Raw genomic sequence first — 21,349 nt, 5'->3', positions numbered from 1 at the left:
ACCTAGGCAACTTGCCTAGGTCGTTTCATTCTCTAGTAATTAAGATTTAATCACTCGTTGATATTCTTCGAAGTCTTCTTCCACTTTTTTCGGTGGTTTGCTAGTTAAAAGGCTAACCACAATTATAGCTAATAAGCTGATAAGGAATCCTGGAATTATTTCGTAAAGGGTATCAGATAAACCGGCTGCTGACCAAATGATGACTGTCGCAGTTCCGAAAATCATACCAGCTAGTGCACCCCAACTTGTCATACGCTTCCAGTATAAGCTAAGTAATACTAAAGGTCCAAATGCAGAACCAAATCCAGCCCATGCATAACCGACAAGATCGAGTATGGTGGAGTTTTTCTCCCATGATAAAGCTAATGCAATGATAGAAATGATGAGTACGGATAATCTACCAATGAATACAAGTTCTTTATCAGTAGCAGATTTACGTAAGAATGAATTATAGATATCTTCTGTTAAGGAACTAGATGTAACTAGTAATTGTGAAGATACAGTACTCATAATCGCGGCTAAAATTGCTGCAATAATTACACCGGTAATGAGAGGATGAAATAGAATTTCACCTAATAGTATAAATACTGTTTCAGGATCATCTATCGTATATTGAGTATTGTTAAAATACCCAATACCTACAAAACCGATAAACATAGCACCGATAATTGAAAATACCATCCATATCATACCAATCCATGTTGCTTTCTTAACTTGCTTCACAGATTTAATAGCCATAAAACGTACAATGATATGAGGTTGACCAAAATAACCAAGCCCCCATGCTAGTAAAGAAATAATACCGAGCGTAGAAGTGCCACGGAAAATATCCAGTAGTGCAGGATCAATTTCGCGAGCCGTATCAACCGCGACCCCTATCCCACCGATCTCGCTTAGAGCAACAATGGGAACAAATACAAGAGCAGTAACCATAATGAGCCCCTGTACCATATCGGTTAAACTAACAGCAAGGAATCCTCCAAATAAAGTATAAGCAATTGTTACCCCTGCAATAATTAAGAGTCCAGTATGGTAATTAAGGCCGAAGATACTTTCGAATAAGACGCCACCAGAAACCATCCCAGATGATACATAAAATGTAAAGAATACTAAAATAACAACACCAGAAACCATTCGCAATATTTTGGCTTTTTCGCCAAAACGATTTTCTAAATAACCTGGAATAGTAATAGAGTCATTCGCAATTTCAGTGTACACACGTAATCGTGGTGCGACATAAATCCAGTTTAATAAGGCCCCCACTGTTAATCCTACAGCAATCCAACCCGAACTTAATCCTGTGGCAAACATAGCACCAGGAAGACCCATTACAAGCCAGCCACTCATATCTGAGGCTCCAGCACTAAGTGCAGTTGTTAATGGTCCTAAATCTCGTCCACCTAGCATATAATCATTTAAATTAGATGTTCTTTTATAGGAGTAATAACCTATATAAAGCATACCTAGCATATAAATTGATATAGATATTATAATTCCTGTTTCCATTCTTTTTCTCCTTCCACATTCCAATACAATTTTTTCTAGTTTAATAATTAACATTCCAAAAAAAGAGGGATTTTATTTATATAGAAAAGACAATAAAAAAAAGACGTTCAAATAGGGAGTCTCCCTCAAAATTTTTTTAGAAAGTCAATTATAGTAACTACCCAAATGCTCACCTTATTAATCATATATTTTTATATGAGCTATATCAATATATTTTCAACACAATGATATGGTCATTCTTTTGTCCCATATAGACAAAAGAAGATAATATTTAGTATATTAATGAATTTATGTACTGAATTTTTAAAATATTTTATTTACAATGTAATATATTTATATTTTAATAGTAATATAGTTTTGAAAAATGAATCAATTTCTCGGGGGGCAAGGAAAATGAGAGGTTTAATGAAAAAAATGGTAGGACTTACAGCGCTTTCAAGTGTGCTTTTTTTAACCGCATGTGGAGGCGGTGGTAATGAAGAATCAAGTGGTGCTGAAGGAGGAAAGGTTTCAGCAGACGTTGGAGTGGTCTCCTTCTTAACTGGCTCAGGTGCTGCATACGGTGAAGCTATACAAGGTGGGTTAAAGTTAGCTCAGGAAGAAATAAATGCAAAAGGTGATGTGAAAATCAATCTAATCTTTGAAGATTCAGCAGGTAAGCAAGACCAAGCCTTAACTGCTGCTCAAAAATTAATTAACTCAGATAATGTAACAGCAATTATTGGTCCGACACTTAGTACAGAAATGAATGTCGTCGGACCAGAAGCAGACTTAAGTGGTGTGCCGATTATCGGAACGTCTACAACTGCTGAGGGAATCCCTCAGATTGGCGATTATGTTTTCCGTAATTCTATTCCTGAAGCGTTGGCTATTCCTGCATCAATGCAACAAGCAATAGACAAATATGATGTAAAAAAAGTGGCTATTCTTTATGGGAATGATGATGTGTTTACAAAGTCTGGTTATGACACGATGAAGAAAACAGCTGAAGAAATGGGACTTGAAGTCTTAACGACAGAAACGTTCCAAAAAGGTCAATCGGATTATAATGCCCAATTAACGAAGATTAAAAATTTGAATCCCGATTTAATTCTTGCTTCAGCGCTTTATAACGAAGGTGCAGTCATTATGGACCAAGCACGGAAAATGGGAATCGATGTCCCGTTTGTTGGTGGTAACGGATTCAATTCTCCGGAAGTTATCAATATTGCCGGTGAGTCTTCAAATGGGTTGATAGTAGCAACACCATGGTATAGCGAAAAAGAAGATGAAAAGGTACAGGAATTTGTTACGAAATTTGAAGAGGAACATGGTCATGTTCCAGATCAATTCGCTGCTCAAGCCTATGACGCATTATACATTCTAGCAGATGCCCTTAAAATTGCCGGAAGTTCAGATCGTGATGCTGTAAGAGATGCATTAGCAAAAACAAAGGATTTTGAAGGAATTCTCGGCAATTTCTCTTTCGACGAAGAGGGCGATGTATTAATGGACCCTACGGTGTTAGTTATTGAAGGAGAAAAATTCGTTGAATTTAAGTAAGAAGAAAAATGTGTTAGAAGGTGAGACACCGTGTTAATAGAACAATTAATTAATGGACTAACATTGGGCAGCATTTATGCAATTGTTGCCCTTGGATTTACTTTAGTATTTGGCGTTTTAGGTATTATCAATATGGCACATGGCGAGATCTTTATGTTTGGAGCATTTATTGGAGTAATGATTACATCGACATTAAATGCGCCTTTATGGGTTGCTTTTCTAGGTGCAATCATTATTACGGCTATTATGGGTTACTTATTGGAGAGGTTTGCTTTAAGACCGTTAAGGCATAAACAAGGTGTATCACATCTAGCCCCACTAATAAGTACAATAGGTGTTTCCATTCTTTTAGAGAACTTATCACACCATCTTTTTGGTGCAGGGAATCATCCATTTAGGACAAGCTTTGCTGAAATCAGTTTTCAAATCGGATCAATTACCGTTTATTTAGTACAAATCGTTATTTTCGTCATTTCTATCGTGTTAATGCTGGTATTAACATTTTGGTTAGGTAAAACAAGAGCTGGAAAAGCATTAAGAGCAACGGCAGAAAATCTAGAAACGGCGAGTCTCTTAGGTGTGGATACGAAAAAAACCATTTTGATGACAGTAATCATTGCTTCAGCCATGGGGGGAATAGCTGGTATATTGGTCGGTATGGCTTTTAACTCAGTAACGCCGCAGATGGGTCTATCAATGGGCTTAAAAGGTTTAGCGATTATCATTCTTGGCGGAATGGGCAGTGTGAGAGGAGCCATGTTCGGTGGCCTCATTTTAGGATTAGCGGAAACCTTCATCGTTGTATACGGAGATTCGGGCTATCGAGATGCTATTGCATTCTTAGCTATTATTATTATTCTTCTCATTCGGCCTCAAGGGTTGTTTGGCCAGAAAATTTCAACGTAAGAAGGTGAACGCAGGATGCTAGCAGAATTAATTAATCCGTACTATTTACAAGTAGGTTGCTTTATTTTAATTAATATTATTTTAGGTATCAGTGTATATATAACACTATCAACAGGACAGTTATCATTGGCGAATGCTGGTTTCATGGGAATTGGCGCTTATACATCAGCACTATTAACGATTCATTTTGAATTGCCTATTATTATCGGTATTATCATCGGTGCATTGGTTGCCGCTTTATGTGGAGTACTTATTGGTATTCCAACATTAAGGCTTCAGGGTGTTTATTTAGCCATTGTAACCTTAGGTTTTGGAGAAGTTATTCGTGTGATTTTTGTCAATTGGGAAAGCGTAACGAATGGTTCAGTAGGTATATCAGGAATCCCTCATATAGGAAGAGAAATACTGAAAACATTACAAGGGTTTGGCTTTCAACCGATCTCTATTGGATTACAAAATAATCAATTTATATTTTTAAGTATTTTTATCCTTCTATTATTAATTACCATTTTTGTGATTTGGTTTTTCAGAAGACAGCACCAATCAAGAGTGGGAAGAGCTTTTGCCGCAATCAAATTAGATGAAAAAGCTGCGGAATCAATGGGAATCAATATCACTTATTATAAGGTTTTAGCCTTTGCACAAGGTGCACTTGTTGCCGGTTTTGCCGGGGCAATGTATGCTCATATACTTGCTTATATTAGCCCTGCCGATTTTGCCTATCATCGTGCGGTTGAAATTTTAATCTTTGTTGTGTTCGGTGGTAGTGAAGTGATTTGGGGTCCAATATTCGGAGCATTCTTCTTAACATTAATGCCTGAGGTGCTAAGGTTTATTAGCGAGTATCGTTATATGATTTATGGACTGATTATCATTATTATGATGGCTGTCCGCCCACAAGGACTTATCGATGTGCCATTATTGAAGGCTTTAAGTAAAAAGGGTAGAAAAAGGGGGCAGAAGCATGGTACTGGAAATCACAAAAGTATGTAAAAATTTTGGTGGATTAAGTGCTTTGACTGATGTTACCTTCTCAATAAATGAGGGAGAAATATTTGGTTTAATAGGGCCTAATGGTGCCGGTAAAACAACGATGTTCAATTTGATTACGTCTATGTTTACACCAACTTCAGGACAAATTACTTTTAAAGATGAAGATATTACAACGATGAAATCACATAACATTACCGAAAAAGGGATATGCCGAACGTTTCAAAATATCCGCTTATTCCCTGAAATGTCGGCCCTAGAAAATGTCATGGTCGGGCAGCATTCCCGCACTCGCTCAGGTGTGTTAAAAAGCGTCTTTCGTACAGCGTCTCAAAAGAAAGAAGAAGCAAAAATAAAAGATATAGCAGAAGAACTTTTAGACTTTGTCGGATTATCTACTTTTTCTGATGTTACTTCAGAAAATCTCGCCTATGGACAACAAAGGCGGCTCGAGATTGCACGTGCACTTGCCAGTGAGCCAAAAGTACTCCTGCTTGATGAACCGGCAGCTGGTATGAATGAGACTGAAACAAGTGACCTATTTGATTTAATTAAGAAGATTCAACAGAAGGGCATAACGGTTTTAATTATTGAACATGATATGCCACTTGTGATGAAATTATGTGATCGCATAGCTGTATTAAACTTTGGCAAAAAGATTGCAGAAGGTACTCCGATTGAGATACAGAACCACCCAGAAGTAATTGAAGCTTATCTCGGTAAGGAGGAGGAAGATCAATATGCTTGAAGTTAGTGGTATTCATGCAGGGTATGGGAAAATTCAAGTGTTAAAAGATGTATCGCTAGAAGTGGAAGAAGGAACGATTGTAACCATCTTAGGGGCAAATGGCGCTGGGAAATCAACCACAATGAAAAGTGTATCCGGATTATTAAAACCTTCTGCAGGGAAGATCTCTTTTCTTGGTGAAGATGTAACGGGGTTACGTCCTGATCAGCTCTTAAGAAAGGGTATTGCCCTCGTTCCTGAGGGAAGACAGATTCTTGCAGGCATGACAGTGCTAGAGAATTTAGAAATGGGTGCTTATCATAGGAAGGATACGGAGATAGACTCAGATTTAAATAAAATGCTCGAGCGCTTTCCTATTTTGAAGGAACGAGAAAAACAGCTTGGGGGAACATTATCTGGTGGTCAACAGCAGATGCTTGCAATTGCTCGTGCGATTATGAGTAGGCCGAAATTGTTGCTATTAGATGAGCCTTCAATGGGATTAGCTCCACTTGTTGTTGCCGATATTTTTAAAATCATTAAAGAGATTAATCAATCAGGAACGACTGTATTGTTAGTAGAACAAAATGCGAGACAAGCTCTGAAAATCTCAGATAAAGGTTATGTGCTGGAAACTGGAAAAATGGTTGCAAGTGGTAATGCAACAGAATTATTAAGTGATGCGTGTATTATGGAAGCGTATCTTGGAAAGAAATCAAGTTAAACTAATGTAGTTTAACTTAGCATATAATCACATCCGAAGACTAGAGGAGACCGGTTAAAAAACGGTCCCTCTGGTCTTTTTATTTTGTGAATTTGTCTCAGTTTGATATTTGTAGTGATTATTGTCGATTTTTAAAAACAAGTGACAATAAATTGGAAGCGAGATGAAAAGGGAAATTTGGAGATAATGAGAAGGTGGGGCTTCATAGGCGTTTGAAGACTTATTCAATCTCTATGAAAAATGAACTAGGGCAAAGAGGGCAACAATTGAAAGTGAAATAACCAAATGTCATTATTGACTTTCATATTATCCTGTGCAATAATCTACCTAACGTTCGTTAGTTAAAGGAGTGTGATAATTGGTGAGTGCAGAACTGATTCGGGATGTTGCGCTAGTCCATTTTGCAGATAAGGGATATGAGGGAGCATCTTTACAGGATATAGCCACAGATGTAGGTATTAAGAAACCTTCGATATATGCTCATTTTAAAGGAAAAGATGACTTGTTTTTACATGTTGCAAACTATGTGTTTCAGCAGGAAAAGCGGAAGATGATTACCTTATTTGCTTCGAGGAAAGATCATTCATTAGAAGAGAACTTAGTTTATTTTTTTGATTGGGTTGTCGAGGAAAACAAGCATAACGAGCATGCAAAGTTTTTACTGAGAGTGTCTTACTTCCCTCCAGCGAAACTTTATAATGAGTTAATGCGAATAGTCAATCCATTCTTTGCAGATATGGAACGGTTGTTAGCAAAATATATGAGGAAACACTCGAGTGAAGAAAATGAGCAAAAAAAGTATCTAAAGGAAGCACTTGCTTATATTACGATTGTTGATGGTGCGGTTATTGAACTTATTTTTAATGGAGAAGACAGCTATTACAGGAGAGTTCGAGCTATCTGGCCGATATACTTTAAAGGCGTACAAAGATAAACAACTAGAAAGAAGGGGTATAGATGACTAGGCATTGGTTACTTGTATTTATAGCAGGCGTGTTAGAGGTTGGTTGGGTTTCAGGATTAAAATATGCTCAAAACACACTAGAATGGATTGCTACTGGAATTATAATTACGTTAAGTTTTATAATATTAATTCTGGCTACGAAGCATTTACCAGTAGGAACTGTTTATGCAGTATTTGCTGGTTTAGGTACGGCTGGTACAGTAATTGTAGAAATGGCTGTTTTCGGGGAGCCATTTAAATTGATGAAAGTACTATTAATTATTATGCTTCTAGCAGGTGTGGTCGGGTTGAAGCTATTATCTGACCGTGCACCGGTTGAAAAAGGAGGATCTCAATAATGTACTGGATTGCCTTAGTTGTTGCAGGTTGCTTTGAGGTTCTCGGTGTATACCATTTGAAAAAAGTAGCTGAAAAGCAATGGAGATCTATCATTTTCCTAGCTTTATCATTTGCAATCAGTTTTTCTTTACTTTCATTTGCTATGACAGATATTGCTATGGGTACTGCTTACGCTATCTGGACAGGAATTGGTACCGTTGGAGCAGCGATAGTAGGAATGGTCGTTTTTAATGAACCGAGAGAATGGAAAAGACTTGTTTGTATTGCGCTTATCTTAGGCGCAGCAATTGGATTAAAATTAATCTCCTAGATGTGAAAATAAAAGGCAGCGAAGTTTACAGTCGCTGCCTTTTATTATGATGTTTTCTTTATTACTTTAATAACAGTTTCATTTACTTCATCACGAGTCATTTTTTCACGACCATCGACTAACGCTTTTAATGTTCCATGGGCAAGTGAAAGTGGTATTTGACAGAAATTCACGATTGTCTCTGTCTCGATACTCGCTACGTATTCGTCAGCTAGAGATAGATTTTTATGCGCATAATCAAACATATCGTCTAGGCTATAACTATCTGGGAAAAAACTTACACCGCGTTCTGCATCTTCTTTATAATTTCTTAAAATGTTAACAGCTTGAAGTCCACGACCGAAACCAATTCCAAGCTCTTTATCGGCTTCAGTTCCGTCATACCATTTCCATATGTCGGTTAACATCACACCAACTAATCCAGCAACTGTATACGTATATTGATCAAGGTCCGCTTCTGATTGTATTTGCCAATCTTTATCAACCCAATCACCCATACCAGATGCCATGATTGCAGTTGATTCAACTACTTTTACTCTAATTTCATCTGGACAGAAAGAAATCCAATCATATAGGCGAAGAGTAACTTCCGGTAATTCGTTTTCAAATGGCTTGAACATCTCAATAAAGGTTTCTTTACTGTATTGAGCGGATCGAAGGACGTCACCGATATTATGCAATAGTTTGCTTTTTAAAGCTGGTTCCAAATCAGGATGATCTTCAATTTCATCAATTGCGCGCATACAAAGGTAAGCAGATGCAACAGTTTCTCGTAACTCTGTTACTAATAAGCTAATTGGAATGAAAAAAGTACGGCTTGTCTCTCTTAATGTTTCAATAACATCATTATGTAATTGTTGGTCGTGATTCGTATTTTTCACCTTTTATCGCATCCTTTAGTTTTATAATTATAAGTAAGTTACTTTTTTAACCATTTTGAGAATACAATACTCATGACATGATGCATGTTAGTATATGGATTACAAAGAAAATTTAGTCGTATAGTTAAAAAATCCCTTATGATTGAATAATAGGTTAAATGCTTAGTAAGCATTGAAAAATGGTCAAGATTAGTATGCTAAATTGTGTTAAGAACGAAGAACACCTTTTGAAAAAATCAATGTTCTCTCCTCTAAAAATTTTAACATAACATTAAAGAAATAAAAATCAGAATGAATTATTTAAAAATTATGTAAAAAGGTATATGATAGTTCATATCTATTTAGTTAAACGAAGTATTAGTTTGGGGGAAAGCTATGACAAAGATACTCAAATTTATTAAACCTTATCGAGTCGCGGCATATATTGCATTAATACTTATGCTTATTGAGTTATCAGTTGAATTGCTTCAACCATTATTAATCGGCAAAATTATTGATGAGGGTATTCTAAATAATGATATGAGTGTGGTCCTTTATTGGGGAGGTATGATGCTCCTACTCTCATTAATTGCCTTCTTCTCAGGGATTACAAACTCATATTATGCAGCATACGTTGGACAAAATTTAGGATTTAGTATTCGAAAGAAACTAATGAAAAAGGTGCAATCTTTTTCATTCACCAACTTTAATACTTTTCCTCACGCATCCTTGATTACAAGAATGACTAATGATGTGACACAAGTGCAAAATATCGTGTTTATGGGCTTAAGAATTATGTTAAGGGCTCCTTTACTCATTATAGGTAGTCTTATATTAGCTGTCCTCGTGAATTGGCAGTTAGCGCTTATTTTTCTAATTACCATACCGGTTGTAGTGGTCTTCCTTGTTATTGTGATGACTAAAGGCGGTAAGATGTTTAGGTCTGTTCAACAAAAACTGGATACAGTTAATAATGTCATGCAGGAGAGTTTAATAGGATTAAGGTTAATTAAAGCGTATAACCGCAGAACTCATGAAGTAAAAAAGTTTATGAATGTAAGTAATAACTTAAGGGAACAAACAGCAAGCGCTCTAAGATTGATGGAAGCAGCTATGCCTGCATTACTATTCATAATGAATGTTTGTATTATCTTTATTTTATGGATCGGTAGAGAACAATTGCAAGCGACAAATATAGAAGTCGGGGAAGTCGTTTCAATTATTAATTATGCTACGAGAATGACTACTGCCTTTTCAATGTTTTCATTCATCATTATGGCTTTTTCGAGAGCGCGTGCTTCATCTGAGCGAATTGTTGAAGTACTTGAAGCGAAGATTGATTTAGAAGATGAAGAAGATGGCAAAAGCCTTGAGCAGTTAAAAGGAGCGGTTACATTTGAGCATGTCTCATTTAGGTACCCAGGGATGTCTACATATGTCTTAAAAGATATTAGTTTTCATATTCGTCCAGGAGAAACTGTCGCTATATTGGGTAGTACAGGTGCTGGTAAAAGTTCTATTCTACAACTTATTCCTAGATTATATGATCCTACTGAAGGTGCAGTTTATGTGGATGGCATGAATCTGAAAGATATTAAAATGGATGATTTACGAAAGAGAATTGGTTTTACCCCACAAGAGTCCATCTTATTTAGTGGTACAGTAGAAGAAAACTTAGCATGGGGTAAATCAGACGCGACTTTATCTGAAATGAAAGCGGCAGCACAAGACGCGCAAATACATGAAACCATTACTGATCTTAAAGATGGCTATGAAACAAAATTAGGACAAAAAGGAATTAATCTATCAGGAGGTCAAAAGCAAAGATTATCGGTTGCTCGTGCTTTAATAAGAAAGCCTAATATTCTCATATTGGATGATAGTACGAGTGCTTTGGATTTACAAACAGAGTCCAAAGTATTGGATGCGATTGATAAATATAAATGTACTTTATTCATTGTCACACAAAAATTAAGTACAGCCAAGAGAGCGGATAAAATTATGCTTATAGATGATGGAAAAATCATTGAAGAGGGAACACATGATCAATTGATGAATACATCTACTCTTTATCGAGAAATAGCTTATTCTCAGTCAGAACAGGGGGCTATGAATAGTGTTTACTAAAATAATGGCCCCATTTAAACAACCAAAGATACATAATCAAATAAACGATAGGAAGAAAAAGCAATGTAAGCCGAATGACTTCGGTGCGGTCATTAAAAGAATTTGGTCTTACCTTGCCATCTATAAAACACGGCTATTATTACTCTTTTTTATGATTGTCATTAGTTCAGCGATGTCTTTACTTGGTCCATTTTTAGTAGGAATAACAATAGATACTTTTATAGAAGAAAATGAAGCGGTTGTTTTCGTTTGGTTATTACTAGGTTTACTTGTAACTTATATCGTTCAATCATTGTCACTATGGCTACAAAACTATTGGATGATCGGTGTGTCTCAAGATACTGTATTTAATATGCGCGCAGATTTATTCCGACAAATACACCGCTTACCTGTAGCTTTTTTTGACAAAAGACAACTTGGGGAATTGATGAGTAGGATTACAAATGATATTGAAAATGTTAGTGCGACTTTAAATAGTTCAATTATCCAAATCATATCTAGTGTTTTCACACTCGTTGGTACGATTGCAGTCATGTTATGGTTGAGTCCGTTGCTAACAATTCTGACTCTTTTAATCATACCGATGATGTTCTATGGAATGAAATGGATTACGAAGCGAACAAGTATGTTGTTTAAAGAGCAGCAAAAAAACTTAGGAGAAATGAATGGCTATATTGAGGAATCTATTTCTGGGCAGAAATTAATCAAAATGTTTTCACAAGAAGAGAAAGTGATGGATGATTTTTTGCATAAAGCAGAAAACCTAAGAATTTCTGGATTTTGGGCACAAACATTCTCAGGGTTTATTCCTAAGTTGATGCATTTATTGAATAATTTCAGCTTTGCCGTCATTGCTGCGATTGGCGGGATACTCGCATTAAACGGTGGAGTGAGCATTGGCACAATTGTTGTTTTTACCGAGTATTCTCGACAATTTACAAGACCACTCAATGATTTAGCCAATCAATTTAATACGTTATTATCTGCCATTGCTGGAGCTGAAAGAGTTTTTGAGCTGATTGATGAAAAAGATGAATTAACAAGTGAAAAAGATAAGCAGATGCTTGAAAAGGTAAATGGTGAGGTTATTTTTGATAACGTGTCGTTTACTTACGGGGAAGACAGAGAAATACTTTCCCATATATATCTTGAAGCTCGTCCTGGTGAGACTGTTGCTTTAGTAGGTCCAACAGGCGCAGGTAAAACAACCATAATTCAACTTATTAGTCGTTTCTATGAAGTGAGTAAAGGGAGAATATTATTAGATGATCGTGATATCTCCACAATACATAAAGAGAGCTTACGATCCCATATGGGCTTTGTTCTGCAAGATTCCTTTCTTTTTCAAGGGACCGTTAAGGATAATATCCGCTATAGTCATCTTGAGGCAACGGATGAGGATGTTATTCAAGCTGCAATGAAGGCAAATGCTCATTCATTTATTATGAAATTACCACAACAGTATGATACGACTTTGAGTTTTAATGGCAGCGGGATTAGTCAAGGACAGAAACAATTAATTAGTATCGCCCGTGCTTTTTTGGCACAACCAAAAATTTTAATTTTAGACGAAGCTACAAGTAATATTGATACGGTAACAGAAGTGAAGATTCAACAAGCATTACAAAAGTTAATGATTAATCGAACATGTTTTGTCATTGCCCACCGGTTAAATACTATTCAAAATGCGGATAGAATCTACGTATTAAAAGATGGAAAAATAATAGAAGAGGGTACACATCAATCATTGATGAAAGAAAAAGGTTTCTATCATCAGTTGCAAAATAGTAAAGAAAGAAGTGGTTAATTAAAGATGCCAGTACATCAACCTTTTGTTTGATGTACTGGCATCTTTTTTGTTGAGAAAATAAATTTAATGTCTTTGCTGAAGGGGGTTTTTGGCTGCACGATCAGCACGTTTAAATTCTTTTGCATATGTAACTTCTTGCATGCTTGAAAGACCACTAAAGCTCCGTTCTTTCCTCTTTTTATCATTTGCCATAACATTCACCCTTTCTTATTAGTAGTAAACTTTACTAGATTGCCCTATTTTAATGAGTACCATACGAGGGAAGTAAGGAATGAGGAGAATAAAATGTTCGAGAAGGGGAGAGAACCGCGAAGGGCTTGACTTTCAGAAGGGAAAGAAACTGGGAGTGTCGCAAAAGGAAGAATAGCCTTCCTGTCGTCCTCAGAAGAGTAAAAAGAGAACTGCAGACAAGTTGTGTATATGTGTAAATACAGCAAGAAAAGGGAGAGAACTGCGTAAAACGTAATACGTGTTGCAAAAGACAGTAAGAAAAGGGAGAGAACTGTGCGTAAATCGTAGATACGCGCAAAAGACAGTAAGAAAAGGGAGAGAACTGCGCGTAAAACGTAGATACGCGCAAAAAGTAGCAAGAAAATGGATGGAATTGCGCGCAAAACGTAGATACGCGCAAAAGACAGTAAGAAAAGGTAGAAAACTGCGCGTAAAACGAAGATACGCGCAAAAGGCAGTAAGAAAAGGTAGAAAACTGCGCGTAAAACGAAGATACGCGCAAAAGACAGTAAGAAAAGGGAGAGAACTGCGCGTAAAACGAAGATACGCGCAAAAGACAGTAAGAAAATGGAGGGAATTGCGCGTAAAACGAAGATACGCGCAAAAAGTAGCAAGAAAATGGAGGGAATTGCGCGTAAAACCAAGATACGCGCAAAAGGCAGTAAGAAAAGGTAGAAAACTGCGCGTAAAACGAAGATACGCGCAAAAGGCAGTAAGAAAAGGTAGAAAACTGCGCGTAAAACGAAGATACGCGCAAAAGGCAGTAAGAAAAGGTAGAAAACTGCGCGCAAAACGAAGATACGCGCAAAAGACAGTAAAGAAAAGGAAAAGAACTGCGCGCAAAACGAAGATACGCGCAAAAGGCAGTAAGAAAAGGTAGAAAACTGCGTGTAAAACGAAGATACGCGCAAAAGGCAGTAAGAAAAGGTAGAAAACTGCGCGCAAAACGAAGATACGCGCAAAAGACAGTAAGAAAAGGAAAAGAACTGCGCGCAAAACGAAGATACGCGCAAAAGGCAGTAAGAAAGAGGTAGAGAACTGCGCGTAAATCGGTTTTAAATCCAAAAAATCACAAAAAAGAAGTTGTGTATTAATTTCCATAGGAGTACAAACAATCAAAAAGTACTTTGCTAGCATGAAATTATACAGAAATTTACGAGAGTGAGGAAATAGGAGAAATCACCGTCCTCAGAAAAGGATCATGCCCCAGCTCGTCGTAGGGAAGGATTTCTTCTCCGAAAAAGTTCAATAAACTTAACGGAGAAGCACGGCGAATGGATAAACCACCACTCTTAGTAGAAAAGTGGTTAAAAGAAAAAATCAGAGCAAAAAAGGGGAAATAAATGGTCTATTTACGTAAACAAAAGATGCGTGATCACTTTAAAGAATCACGTATCTTCTTTATTTAATCAACAGAGTGTATTTGTAACATCAAAATATAAAAGCTACTTTTGATAAATATCTTCTAATGCTTCTTTTAAATGAGTAAAATGAAAAGGGTAATCATGAATCAGAAGCTTTTTTGGTGTAACTTTTTGCCCTTCAGTTACGAGCATACTCATTTCACCAAGGATAGCTTTTACTGCAAATGAAGGGACAGGTAGCCAATGTGGTTTATGGAGCACAGAGCTTAAAATATGGCCAAACTCATTCATGTTTACTGGGTTTGGAGCAGTAAAATTGACGGGACCTTCTATTGATTCATGTTCAATCATATAAACGATTGCGGAGATAACGTCATTAATATGAATCCAAGAAAGCCATTGATTACCACTACCAATTCTACCTCCAGCATAGAGTTTATAAGGAAGCGCCATCTTAGGTAACGCCCCTGCATTTTTATCGAGAATGATGCCAAAACGACAACATACCGTGCGTATATTCCAATCTTTTTCGGCAGTTTTTGCTATATCCTCCCAGTTCTTAACGACAGTACTTAAAAAATCCTCACCAGAATAAGGACTTGCCTCGTCAAATGTACGCTTTTCTGATGTGCCATAATAGCCAACAGCACTTGCATTAATAAGGGTGTATGGCTTTTCGTTTAGATAATTGATTAGGCGTATTACCTCATTTGTAGCATGCATTCGACTATGGTATATTCTTCTTTTTCTTTCTTCAGTCCAACGACCACTGTTGATTGATTCCCCAGCTAAATTAATGAGGACATCTATTCCTTCTAGCATTTCTTCTGGTTCATCCCCTTCATTTAACCATTGAACAAAGTGGAGACCTTGTTTTTCTTGCTTCTTTTCTTTATTTCTCGTAAGGATATAAACTTGGTGATTTTTTTGTAATAATTGGTCAGTTAGTTTTTGTCCAATAAAGCCCGTTCCGCCTGTTAAAGCAATTTTCATGTTGACCCCTCCGCAAAAATTCTCTTCTATTTCTAATTGAATTCAATGAAAAGTGGATTAAAACCTGTTTTTTTTGTGGTAAAGTTAAAGTGAGGTGAGGATATGCCTGCAATTACTAAAATTACGATTCAAAAGAAAAATAAAGATCGCTACAATATCTATACCGACAGTGAGCATGGAGAGACGTATGCCTTCAGTGTGGATGAAGATGTGTTAATTAAATATAATATGAAAAAAGGGAAGGAGATTGATTCCTTACTCATCGGAGAAATTCAATTCCAAGATGAGATTAGAAAGGCGTACAATACGGCCATCCATTATCTTTCTAGTAGAATGCGTTCTGAATCTGAAGTTCGTACACATTTAATCAAGAAAGAATATGCTGTTGAGTTGATAGATGAAGTGATCCATAAATTATATCAATACCAATTCTTGAATGATGAAGAATTCGCTATTGCATTTGTGAGAACACAAAAGAATACAACAGATAAAGGTCCAAATATAATTAAACATGAATTGAAAGATAAAGGTATAGCTGAAAATATCATACAGGATGTTATAGAACTATACCCAAAGGAAGAGCAAGTTGAAACAGCCATTTCTCTTTGTCAGAAATATACGCTTAAATATAAAAAAGATTCCTCAAGAATGATGCAACAAAAAATAGAGCAAATGTTAACGAGAAAAGGCTTCAGTTATGATATGATTCAGTTGGCACTTGAAGAAATACAATTAGAGAAAGACGATGATGAGGAGATGGGAGCTCTGAAACGTCAAGCGGAAAAAATAAGTAGAAAATATAATCATGAAGAACCATTCATCTATGAGCAAAAGTTAAAGCAAGCGTTATTTCGAAAAGGGTTTCCTTTGCATTTAATTGATGCCTATTTAAAAGAAAATAAAGATGTATGAGGAGGTCTTTTTACTATGCAAGAAAAAAGATATAGCCAATTGAGCGAATATGAGCTAAAACAAGAAATTGCTCAATTAAGAGAAAAATCTAGAAAAGCTGAGCAATTAGGCATGGTTAATGAATTTGCTGTTCTAGAGAGAAAAACAGTGATGGCTAAGTCATATTTGCTTAATCCCGATGACTTTCTTAAAAATGAAATATATGAAATAGAGGGAGATCCAGGCTCTTACTTTAAAATTGATTATATGAATGGTGTTTTTGCTTGGGGTTATCGCTTAGCTGGAGAAAAAGAGCAAGAAGCATTACCGATTGCCATGCTCGGCAAGTTGAAAAATCTTTAAAAAGAGGATGACATTTATCATCCTCTTTTAGTGTTAAGGGGTTTTTTGTAAAGTTCGCTTGAGCTTAATAAGATTTTGCGTTTGTTGTGTTTCTCCATTTACTTGGTAATGTGCCTTTTTCGGATTGAAATGTCCGGATGCAAACGGACTGTTAAATTCGTTTTCACCAAAGATTTCTTTTTTGTTTACCATGTAAATTAACCCCCTAAGTTTAATAATCAGTTGTATTGCTATTGCGATTTGATGATGCCTTCATCCGTTCCTGTGGCTGTGTTTGTATCGTTCCATCTGCTCTTTTTGAAGCAAACTCAGCTTTGGCACGTGGTTCACCGTCAAACTTATTGTGGTTTTGATTAGGGAAATGAGCGGCTTTATTACGCATCGTTTTTGCCTCATTTCTAAAATTATTTGCGAAGTCATTTATTCAACTTCGCCTATTCATTAGTATAAGCAAATACGTATCTCACACACGGAAAAAATAAATTGGAAGTAGGGTAAAAAATGAATGAATTTCAAAATAAACTTCTTAATCGTTTATTGGAGATAAATGATCAATTGTCTGTTCACATTGCCAGAACATGGATTGAATTGCTTTGGGAGGATTTTGAAGCGACCTATGCGAAGGCAGGAAAAAAATATCAGGGTGAAGAGATGACTGCTAAAGTAGTCAGCCAATGGATTGAAAATCATGGGGCTAAATTACATGAGTTTATCGCAAAAAATCCAAAATATAAACATTTACTTGAGGAAGATAAAAATAAAATGAATTAAGCCATAAAAGAGAGCTCCCCCATTGGTTAATAGGAGCTGATAGGGGAGCTTCTTTATGGTGTTTGCACATTTACTTTTTAGTTTGTAATAATATCTAATTTCTTCTTCAATTTCTCCTCACTAAATATCCACCCGGTATATGAGTTGATGATCGTTAAATCCTTGTCTAAATGGGCAACAGCAACAAATGGATAATATTCATTGCTACGATATCTTAAATCGATAAATCTTATTTCTACAATGTTTTCGATTGTCTCAATTTCCCATCTATACACTGGAGAAAAGGAAAGAAAGGCAGAAATATTCTTATCTTTCGTTGCTGCGTTAAAAATCGGTGTTTTTGGTATAGGTACACGCTTAAACTGATCAACAATACGAACTTGACCTCTAAGGGCGCGTCCAACAAAAAAGCTATCTTTATTTTTTATAGCAATTCTCCATTGGTTGTATTTCATAGTTGGTGATATAATGATTTCTGTTGCGTCAGGGATGAGCTTTTGAACTTTCGCTTCAACGGATTTCTTTGCAAAATAACGTAAAACATAATAAATAAATAAAATACAATAAATCACTAGGAATGTATATCCTGGGTCCATTCCGAATATCCACAGAAACAAGCCGAAGATGTGCATGGCAAAAATAAACGGATCAAATGTATTGATCATACCTAATGCTACCCATCTTGATGAAAATGGCCTTAAAGCTTGTGTGCCATAGGCATTAAAAATATCGACAAATACATGTAAAAATACAGCTATAAAGGTCCATAACCAAAGGTGAAAAAGGTTTGTTTCCGGAAAAAATAAATAAATAACACCTGTTATAAGTAATGGCCATAGTATCACGGCTGGAATGCTATGAGTAACACCCCGATGATTTCTAATATATGAAGCATTATTTTTTAATTTTAATATGGTATCGATATCTGGTATTTGTGATCCAATTATTGTACCGACCATTACACTTGCTGCTGTTATTGAACTATTGGCAACAACGGGATCAAGTGTTGCAAGTCCTCCTAGCGCCAGTCCCATGACTACGTGAGTTCCGGTATCCAAAAGAGGAATTCCTCCTTTTTGTTTTTAACATTTTATATAGTATATTCCCTAATTAACATAGTTTCAAATCATGGAGGTTAAAAAAAAATGAACAATTCTCAACTAAAAGATAATCCTATAGATATTTATGCATTTCAACAGGATTTATTATCTTGGTTTGAAAAAGAGCAGAGAGACCTACCATGGAGAAAGGATAAAGATCCATATAAAGTATGGGTGTCTGAAATCATGCTCCAACAAACAAGAGTCGACACCGTTATCCCGTACTTTTTACGTTTTATGGAGGCTTTTCCTACAGTGAAAGATCTTGCAGAAGCGGAAGAAGAAAAGGTGCTGAAACTTTGGGAAGGTCTTGGTTATTATTCTAGGGCAAGAAATTTACAATCTGCAGTCAGAGAAGTACAGGAACAGTATGACGGAGTAGTACCTAACAATATTAAGGATATTTCTGCATTAAAAGGTGTTGGCCCTTACACTGCTGGTGCGATATTAAGTATTGCTTATGGTGAGCCAGAACCTGCAGTTGATGGTAACGTGATGCGTGTTCTTTCACGTATTCTCATGATCGAAGCTGATATCGCTAAAGCTTCAGCGAGAAAAATATTTGAAGCAGCGGTAAGAGAGTTAATTTCTCATGATAACCCATCGTATTTTAATCAAGCTTTAATGGAGTTAGGTGCGCTTATATGCACGCCAACTTCCCCATCTTGCTTATTATGCCCCGTGAGAGATCATTGTCATGCTTTTTATGAAGGTAAGCAAGCGGAATTACCTGTAAAAACAAAAAAGGTGAAAAATAAGCATGTTCAGATTGCTTCTGCTATCCTCACTAATCGTAAGGGGAAGATATTAATCCGTAAAAGACCAAATAAAGGATTGTTAGCTAATTTATGGGAGTTTCCGAATGAAGAAATTCATCTTCAAATCGATTCAGATAAACAGCAACTCCAAAATCAATTATCTAAGTCATACGATACGCATTTGAAAATTAATCAGCGTATTGGTCAAATTGATCATGTGTTCACGCACCTTACTTGGCATATCAATTTGTATGAAGGGGAAATTCATTCAGTAACTGAAACAGAGAATGTAAAATTAGTATCCTTAGAAGAAATAAAAAAATATCCATTTCCCGTCTCCCATCAAAAAATGTTGAAGCAGTACATGCAGTATAAGGGGATAATGGATGAATGAGATTGTCAATCATAACACAACAAGATAAAATGGGTACGATGGAAGAATTGAACATTGAAAGGAGCAAGTTTTTAGATGAATGAAAGAAAAGTTGCACTAATTACAGGAAGTAGCAGAGGCATTGGCAGAGCTACTGCATTGAGACTTGCACAAGAAGGTTATGATATTGTTTTAAACTATGCTCGTAGTCGTTCACAAGCGGAAGAAGTCGCTCGGGAGATCGAATCATTAGGAAGAAAAGTAGTAACAATTAAAGCAAATGTCGGCGATAATGAAAAAATAAAATCAATGTTTGCGCAAATAGATGAAACCTTTGGCCGTCTAGATGTTTTCATTAGTAATGCTGCATCCGGCGTACAAAGACCAATTATGGAATTAGAGGAAACTCATTGGAATTGGACAATGAATATTAATAGTAAAGCGTTGTTATTTTGTGCGAAAGAAGCAGCTAAGTTAATGGAGAAAAATGGCGGTGGAAAGATTGTCAGCATTAGCTCACTAGGTTCTATTCGCTACTTGGAAAATTATACTGTAGTCGGTGTTTCTAAAGCTGCTGTAGAGGCTTTAACAAGATATTTAGCTGTTGAATTAGCACCGAAAAATATATGTGTAAATGCCGTCTCAGGTGGAGCAGTGGATACAGAGGCATTAAAACATTTTCCAAATAGAGAAGAGTTGTTAGCTGAAGCAAGTGAAAAAACGCCAGCAGGTAGAATGGTCTCTATTGATGATATGGTCAACTCGGTCATGTTTTTAGTATCTGATGATGCCAGCATGATTCGCGGACAAACGATAATAGTGGATGGTGGCATCTCATTATTGGTTTGATGTAATATTCAGAATATAATTACTTCGAAAAAAATGGATAATTCCTCTCGCTCTGGTTAAATTAATGAGCGTGGAGGTGATTAGGATGGCTAAAAAGCAAAATCAACAACAACAAAACCAACAACAATATAATCAAGAATTTGCGAGTGAAACAAATGCTCAAGAAGTAAGACAACAAAATCAACAAGCTGAAGCTAATAAGCAAAAAGCGAAAAACCAAAACAACCAAAATCAACAATAGTTTTTCATTAAAAGGCGCTCCTTTTTTCAAAGGGGTGCTTTTTTATATTTAGTCTTCTCTTATTTCGACAAAAGTTCTATCTCATCAACAATAATCTGCAAAGGAATCGATACAAAAAAGATAGAATAGTTTAGAAAAGACTTTAAAGGCTGGTGTATTTTTATGAATGAATTTCAAGCATTGGTTGAAGATCAAATGAAAACAATGGATCATTTACTTTATTTGCAAAGTGAAGTGGAGCGATGTCATGAACTTCAAAATGAACTTTCTCGTTTACGCTCTAGAACAGCTGTAAGCGATATTCACAGTGAAATCCAAAAAATGAAAGATGAATTAGATGAAATTGTGGCTGTATTTGAACAGCAAACGAATGAAGTGGTGAAATTGTTTCGCAAACAAAATATGAAAAATACGAAGATTATCGTTTAGTAAACATATGTTAAAGGCAAGAATGATACAATAGGATGAGCATTACATACTTAATTACTGCTTAATCTGCCGACAATTAAGCTGTCTTTGTTTTAAAATTCATTTTTTAACGTTATAATAAATAGAAAATAGGATCTGCACTTTGTTACCTTTAATCATCAATCAACTTATCGGAAGCATT

General features: G+C 36.1%; 25 protein-coding genes. 18 read left to right on the top strand and 7 right to left on the bottom strand.

Annotated features, from left to right (window positions below):
• Positions 1-39 precede the first annotated feature (39 nt).
• Positions 40-1,506: a sodium/proline symporter PutP gene (gene putP / locus MKX29_RS01840; protein ID WP_251163062.1), complete on the bottom strand. Its 1,467-nt coding sequence runs from the start codon at positions 1,504-1,506 to the stop codon at positions 40-42.
• Positions 1,507-1,899: 393 nt separating this feature from the next.
• On the opposite strand from putP, the gene MKX29_RS01835 reads away from it, so the two are divergent.
• The 8 genes from MKX29_RS01835 to MKX29_RS01800 all read left to right on the top strand — a co-directional run bounded on the left by MKX29_RS01835 (position 1,900) and on the right by MKX29_RS01800 (position 8,008).
• On the top strand, positions 1,900-3,048 hold the full coding sequence (locus tag MKX29_RS01835; protein ID WP_341103608.1) for an ABC transporter substrate-binding protein: 1,149 nt from the start codon (positions 1,900-1,902) through the stop codon (positions 3,046-3,048).
• 30 nt (positions 3,049-3,078) lie between these two features.
• Positions 3,079-3,954, top strand: coding sequence for a branched-chain amino acid ABC transporter permease (locus MKX29_RS01830; RefSeq protein ID WP_095370023.1), 876 nt, complete (start codon positions 3,079-3,081; stop codon positions 3,952-3,954).
• Between the two features lie 15 nt (positions 3,955-3,969).
• Complete coding sequence (locus MKX29_RS01825; protein WP_224935679.1) at positions 3,970-4,947, top strand: branched-chain amino acid ABC transporter permease; 978 nt, start codon at positions 3,970-3,972, stop codon at positions 4,945-4,947.
• Positions 4,919-5,692 (top strand): ABC transporter ATP-binding protein, encoded by a 774-nt coding sequence (locus tag MKX29_RS01820; RefSeq protein WP_251163060.1) that lies wholly within the window; start codon positions 4,919-4,921, stop codon positions 5,690-5,692. Before MKX29_RS01825 ends, MKX29_RS01820 begins: the two co-directional genes overlap by 29 nt.
• Entirely contained in the window at positions 5,685-6,395 is a 711-nt protein-coding gene (locus tag MKX29_RS01815; RefSeq protein WP_341103605.1) for an ABC transporter ATP-binding protein, read from the top strand. Before MKX29_RS01820 ends, MKX29_RS01815 begins: the two co-directional genes overlap by 8 nt.
• Positions 6,396-6,756: 361 nt before the next feature.
• Entirely contained in the window at positions 6,757-7,329 is a 573-nt protein-coding gene (locus MKX29_RS01810; RefSeq protein ID WP_281202772.1) for a TetR/AcrR family transcriptional regulator, read from the top strand.
• Between the two features lie 23 nt (positions 7,330-7,352).
• Positions 7,353-7,697, top strand: a complete 345-nt coding sequence (locus tag MKX29_RS01805) for a DMT family transporter (protein ID WP_224935682.1) — start codon at positions 7,353-7,355, stop codon at positions 7,695-7,697.
• Complete coding sequence (locus MKX29_RS01800) at positions 7,697-8,008, top strand: DMT family transporter (protein ID WP_251163058.1); 312 nt, start codon at positions 7,697-7,699, stop codon at positions 8,006-8,008. The genes MKX29_RS01805 and MKX29_RS01800 overlap by 1 nt, the downstream gene beginning before the upstream one ends.
• Before the next feature lie 44 nt (positions 8,009-8,052).
• Here the strand turns inward: MKX29_RS01800 and MKX29_RS01795 are convergent, their stop codons facing one another.
• Entirely contained in the window at positions 8,053-8,889 is an 837-nt protein-coding gene (locus MKX29_RS01795; protein ID WP_341103601.1) for a phytoene/squalene synthase family protein, read from the bottom strand.
• Between the two features lie 375 nt (positions 8,890-9,264).
• Here MKX29_RS01795 and MKX29_RS01790 point away from each other — a divergent pair, with 375 nt between their 5' ends.
• Positions 9,265-10,995 (top strand): ABC transporter ATP-binding protein, encoded by a 1,731-nt coding sequence (locus MKX29_RS01790; RefSeq protein WP_251163056.1) that lies wholly within the window; start codon positions 9,265-9,267, stop codon positions 10,993-10,995.
• Positions 10,985-12,802 (top strand): ABC transporter ATP-binding protein, encoded by a 1,818-nt coding sequence (locus tag MKX29_RS01785; RefSeq protein WP_445662686.1) that lies wholly within the window; start codon positions 10,985-10,987, stop codon positions 12,800-12,802. The genes MKX29_RS01790 and MKX29_RS01785 overlap by 11 nt, the downstream gene beginning before the upstream one ends.
• A 66-nt stretch (positions 12,803-12,868) precedes the next feature.
• Here MKX29_RS01785 and MKX29_RS01780 read toward each other — a convergent pair whose 3' ends face one another.
• Positions 12,869-12,997 (bottom strand): YfhE family protein, encoded by a 129-nt coding sequence (locus MKX29_RS01780; protein WP_095370014.1) that lies wholly within the window; start codon positions 12,995-12,997, stop codon positions 12,869-12,871.
• A gap of 280 nt (positions 12,998-13,277) precedes the next feature.
• Between MKX29_RS01780 and MKX29_RS01775 the strand changes: the two genes are divergently transcribed.
• Positions 13,278-13,916: a hypothetical protein gene (locus MKX29_RS01775; protein ID WP_341103598.1), complete on the top strand. Its 639-nt coding sequence runs from the start codon at positions 13,278-13,280 to the stop codon at positions 13,914-13,916.
• A gap of 565 nt (positions 13,917-14,481) precedes the next feature.
• On the opposite strand, the gene MKX29_RS01770 is transcribed toward MKX29_RS01775, so the two are convergent.
• Positions 14,482-15,393, bottom strand: a complete 912-nt coding sequence (locus MKX29_RS01770) for a TIGR01777 family oxidoreductase (protein WP_341103596.1) — start codon at positions 15,391-15,393, stop codon at positions 14,482-14,484.
• A 102-nt stretch (positions 15,394-15,495) separates the two neighbouring features.
• On the opposite strand from MKX29_RS01770, the gene recX reads away from it, so the two are divergent.
• Both recX and MKX29_RS01760 read left to right on the top strand, forming a co-directional pair.
• On the top strand, positions 15,496-16,305 hold the full coding sequence (recX, locus tag MKX29_RS01765) for a recombination regulator RecX (RefSeq protein WP_341103594.1): 810 nt from the start codon (positions 15,496-15,498) through the stop codon (positions 16,303-16,305).
• Between the two features lie 15 nt (positions 16,306-16,320).
• Positions 16,321-16,647 (top strand): YfhH family protein, encoded by a 327-nt coding sequence (locus MKX29_RS01760; protein ID WP_224935691.1) that lies wholly within the window; start codon positions 16,321-16,323, stop codon positions 16,645-16,647.
• A gap of 33 nt (positions 16,648-16,680) precedes the next feature.
• Here MKX29_RS01760 and MKX29_RS01755 read toward each other — a convergent pair whose 3' ends face one another.
• Both MKX29_RS01755 and MKX29_RS01750 read right to left on the bottom strand, forming a co-directional pair.
• Positions 16,681-16,839 (bottom strand): YpzG family protein, encoded by a 159-nt coding sequence (locus tag MKX29_RS01755; protein WP_095370009.1) that lies wholly within the window; start codon positions 16,837-16,839, stop codon positions 16,681-16,683.
• 19 nt (positions 16,840-16,858) lie between these two features.
• Positions 16,859-17,029, bottom strand: coding sequence for a small, acid-soluble spore protein K (locus MKX29_RS01750; RefSeq protein WP_224935692.1), 171 nt, complete (start codon positions 17,027-17,029; stop codon positions 16,859-16,861).
• Positions 17,030-17,148: 119 nt separating this feature from the next.
• Between MKX29_RS01750 and MKX29_RS01745 the strand changes: the two genes are divergently transcribed.
• Entirely contained in the window at positions 17,149-17,418 is a 270-nt protein-coding gene (locus tag MKX29_RS01745) for a YfhJ family protein (RefSeq protein ID WP_095370007.1), read from the top strand.
• Positions 17,419-17,495: 77 nt separating this feature from the next.
• Here the strand turns inward: MKX29_RS01745 and MKX29_RS01740 are convergent, their stop codons facing one another.
• Positions 17,496-18,476, bottom strand: a complete 981-nt coding sequence (locus MKX29_RS01740) for a metal-dependent hydrolase (RefSeq protein WP_224935693.1) — start codon at positions 18,474-18,476, stop codon at positions 17,496-17,498.
• Between the two features lie 87 nt (positions 18,477-18,563).
• On the opposite strand from MKX29_RS01740, the gene mutY reads away from it, so the two are divergent.
• The 4 genes from mutY to MKX29_RS01720 all read left to right on the top strand — a co-directional run bounded on the left by mutY (position 18,564) and on the right by MKX29_RS01720 (position 21,168).
• On the top strand, positions 18,564-19,670 hold the full coding sequence (gene mutY / locus MKX29_RS01735) for an A/G-specific adenine glycosylase (RefSeq protein ID WP_341103591.1): 1,107 nt from the start codon (positions 18,564-18,566) through the stop codon (positions 19,668-19,670).
• A 75-nt stretch (positions 19,671-19,745) separates the two neighbouring features.
• The gene (gene fabL / locus MKX29_RS01730) at positions 19,746-20,498 is read left to right on the top strand and encodes an enoyl-[acyl-carrier-protein] reductase FabL (RefSeq protein ID WP_224935695.1); all 753 of its coding nucleotides are present in this window, start codon (positions 19,746-19,748) and stop codon (positions 20,496-20,498) included.
• A gap of 85 nt (positions 20,499-20,583) precedes the next feature.
• Positions 20,584-20,739, top strand: coding sequence for a gamma-type small acid-soluble spore protein (locus tag MKX29_RS01725; RefSeq protein ID WP_224935696.1), 156 nt, complete (start codon positions 20,584-20,586; stop codon positions 20,737-20,739).
• Between the two features lie 162 nt (positions 20,740-20,901).
• A complete protein-coding gene (locus MKX29_RS01720; protein ID WP_224935697.1) occupies positions 20,902-21,168 on the top strand; it encodes a YgaB family protein in 267 nt (88 codons plus the stop codon).
• The last annotated feature ends 181 nt before the right edge of the window (positions 21,169-21,349 follow it).

This window comes from Cytobacillus sp. FSL R7-0696, from assembly GCF_038006865.1.
Classification (GTDB): domain Bacteria; phylum Bacillota; class Bacilli; order Bacillales; family Cytobacillaceae; genus Cytobacillus; species Cytobacillus kochii.
Note: the sequence above shows the minus strand (reverse complement) of the source record. Positions and strands in the feature narration are given on the sequence as shown.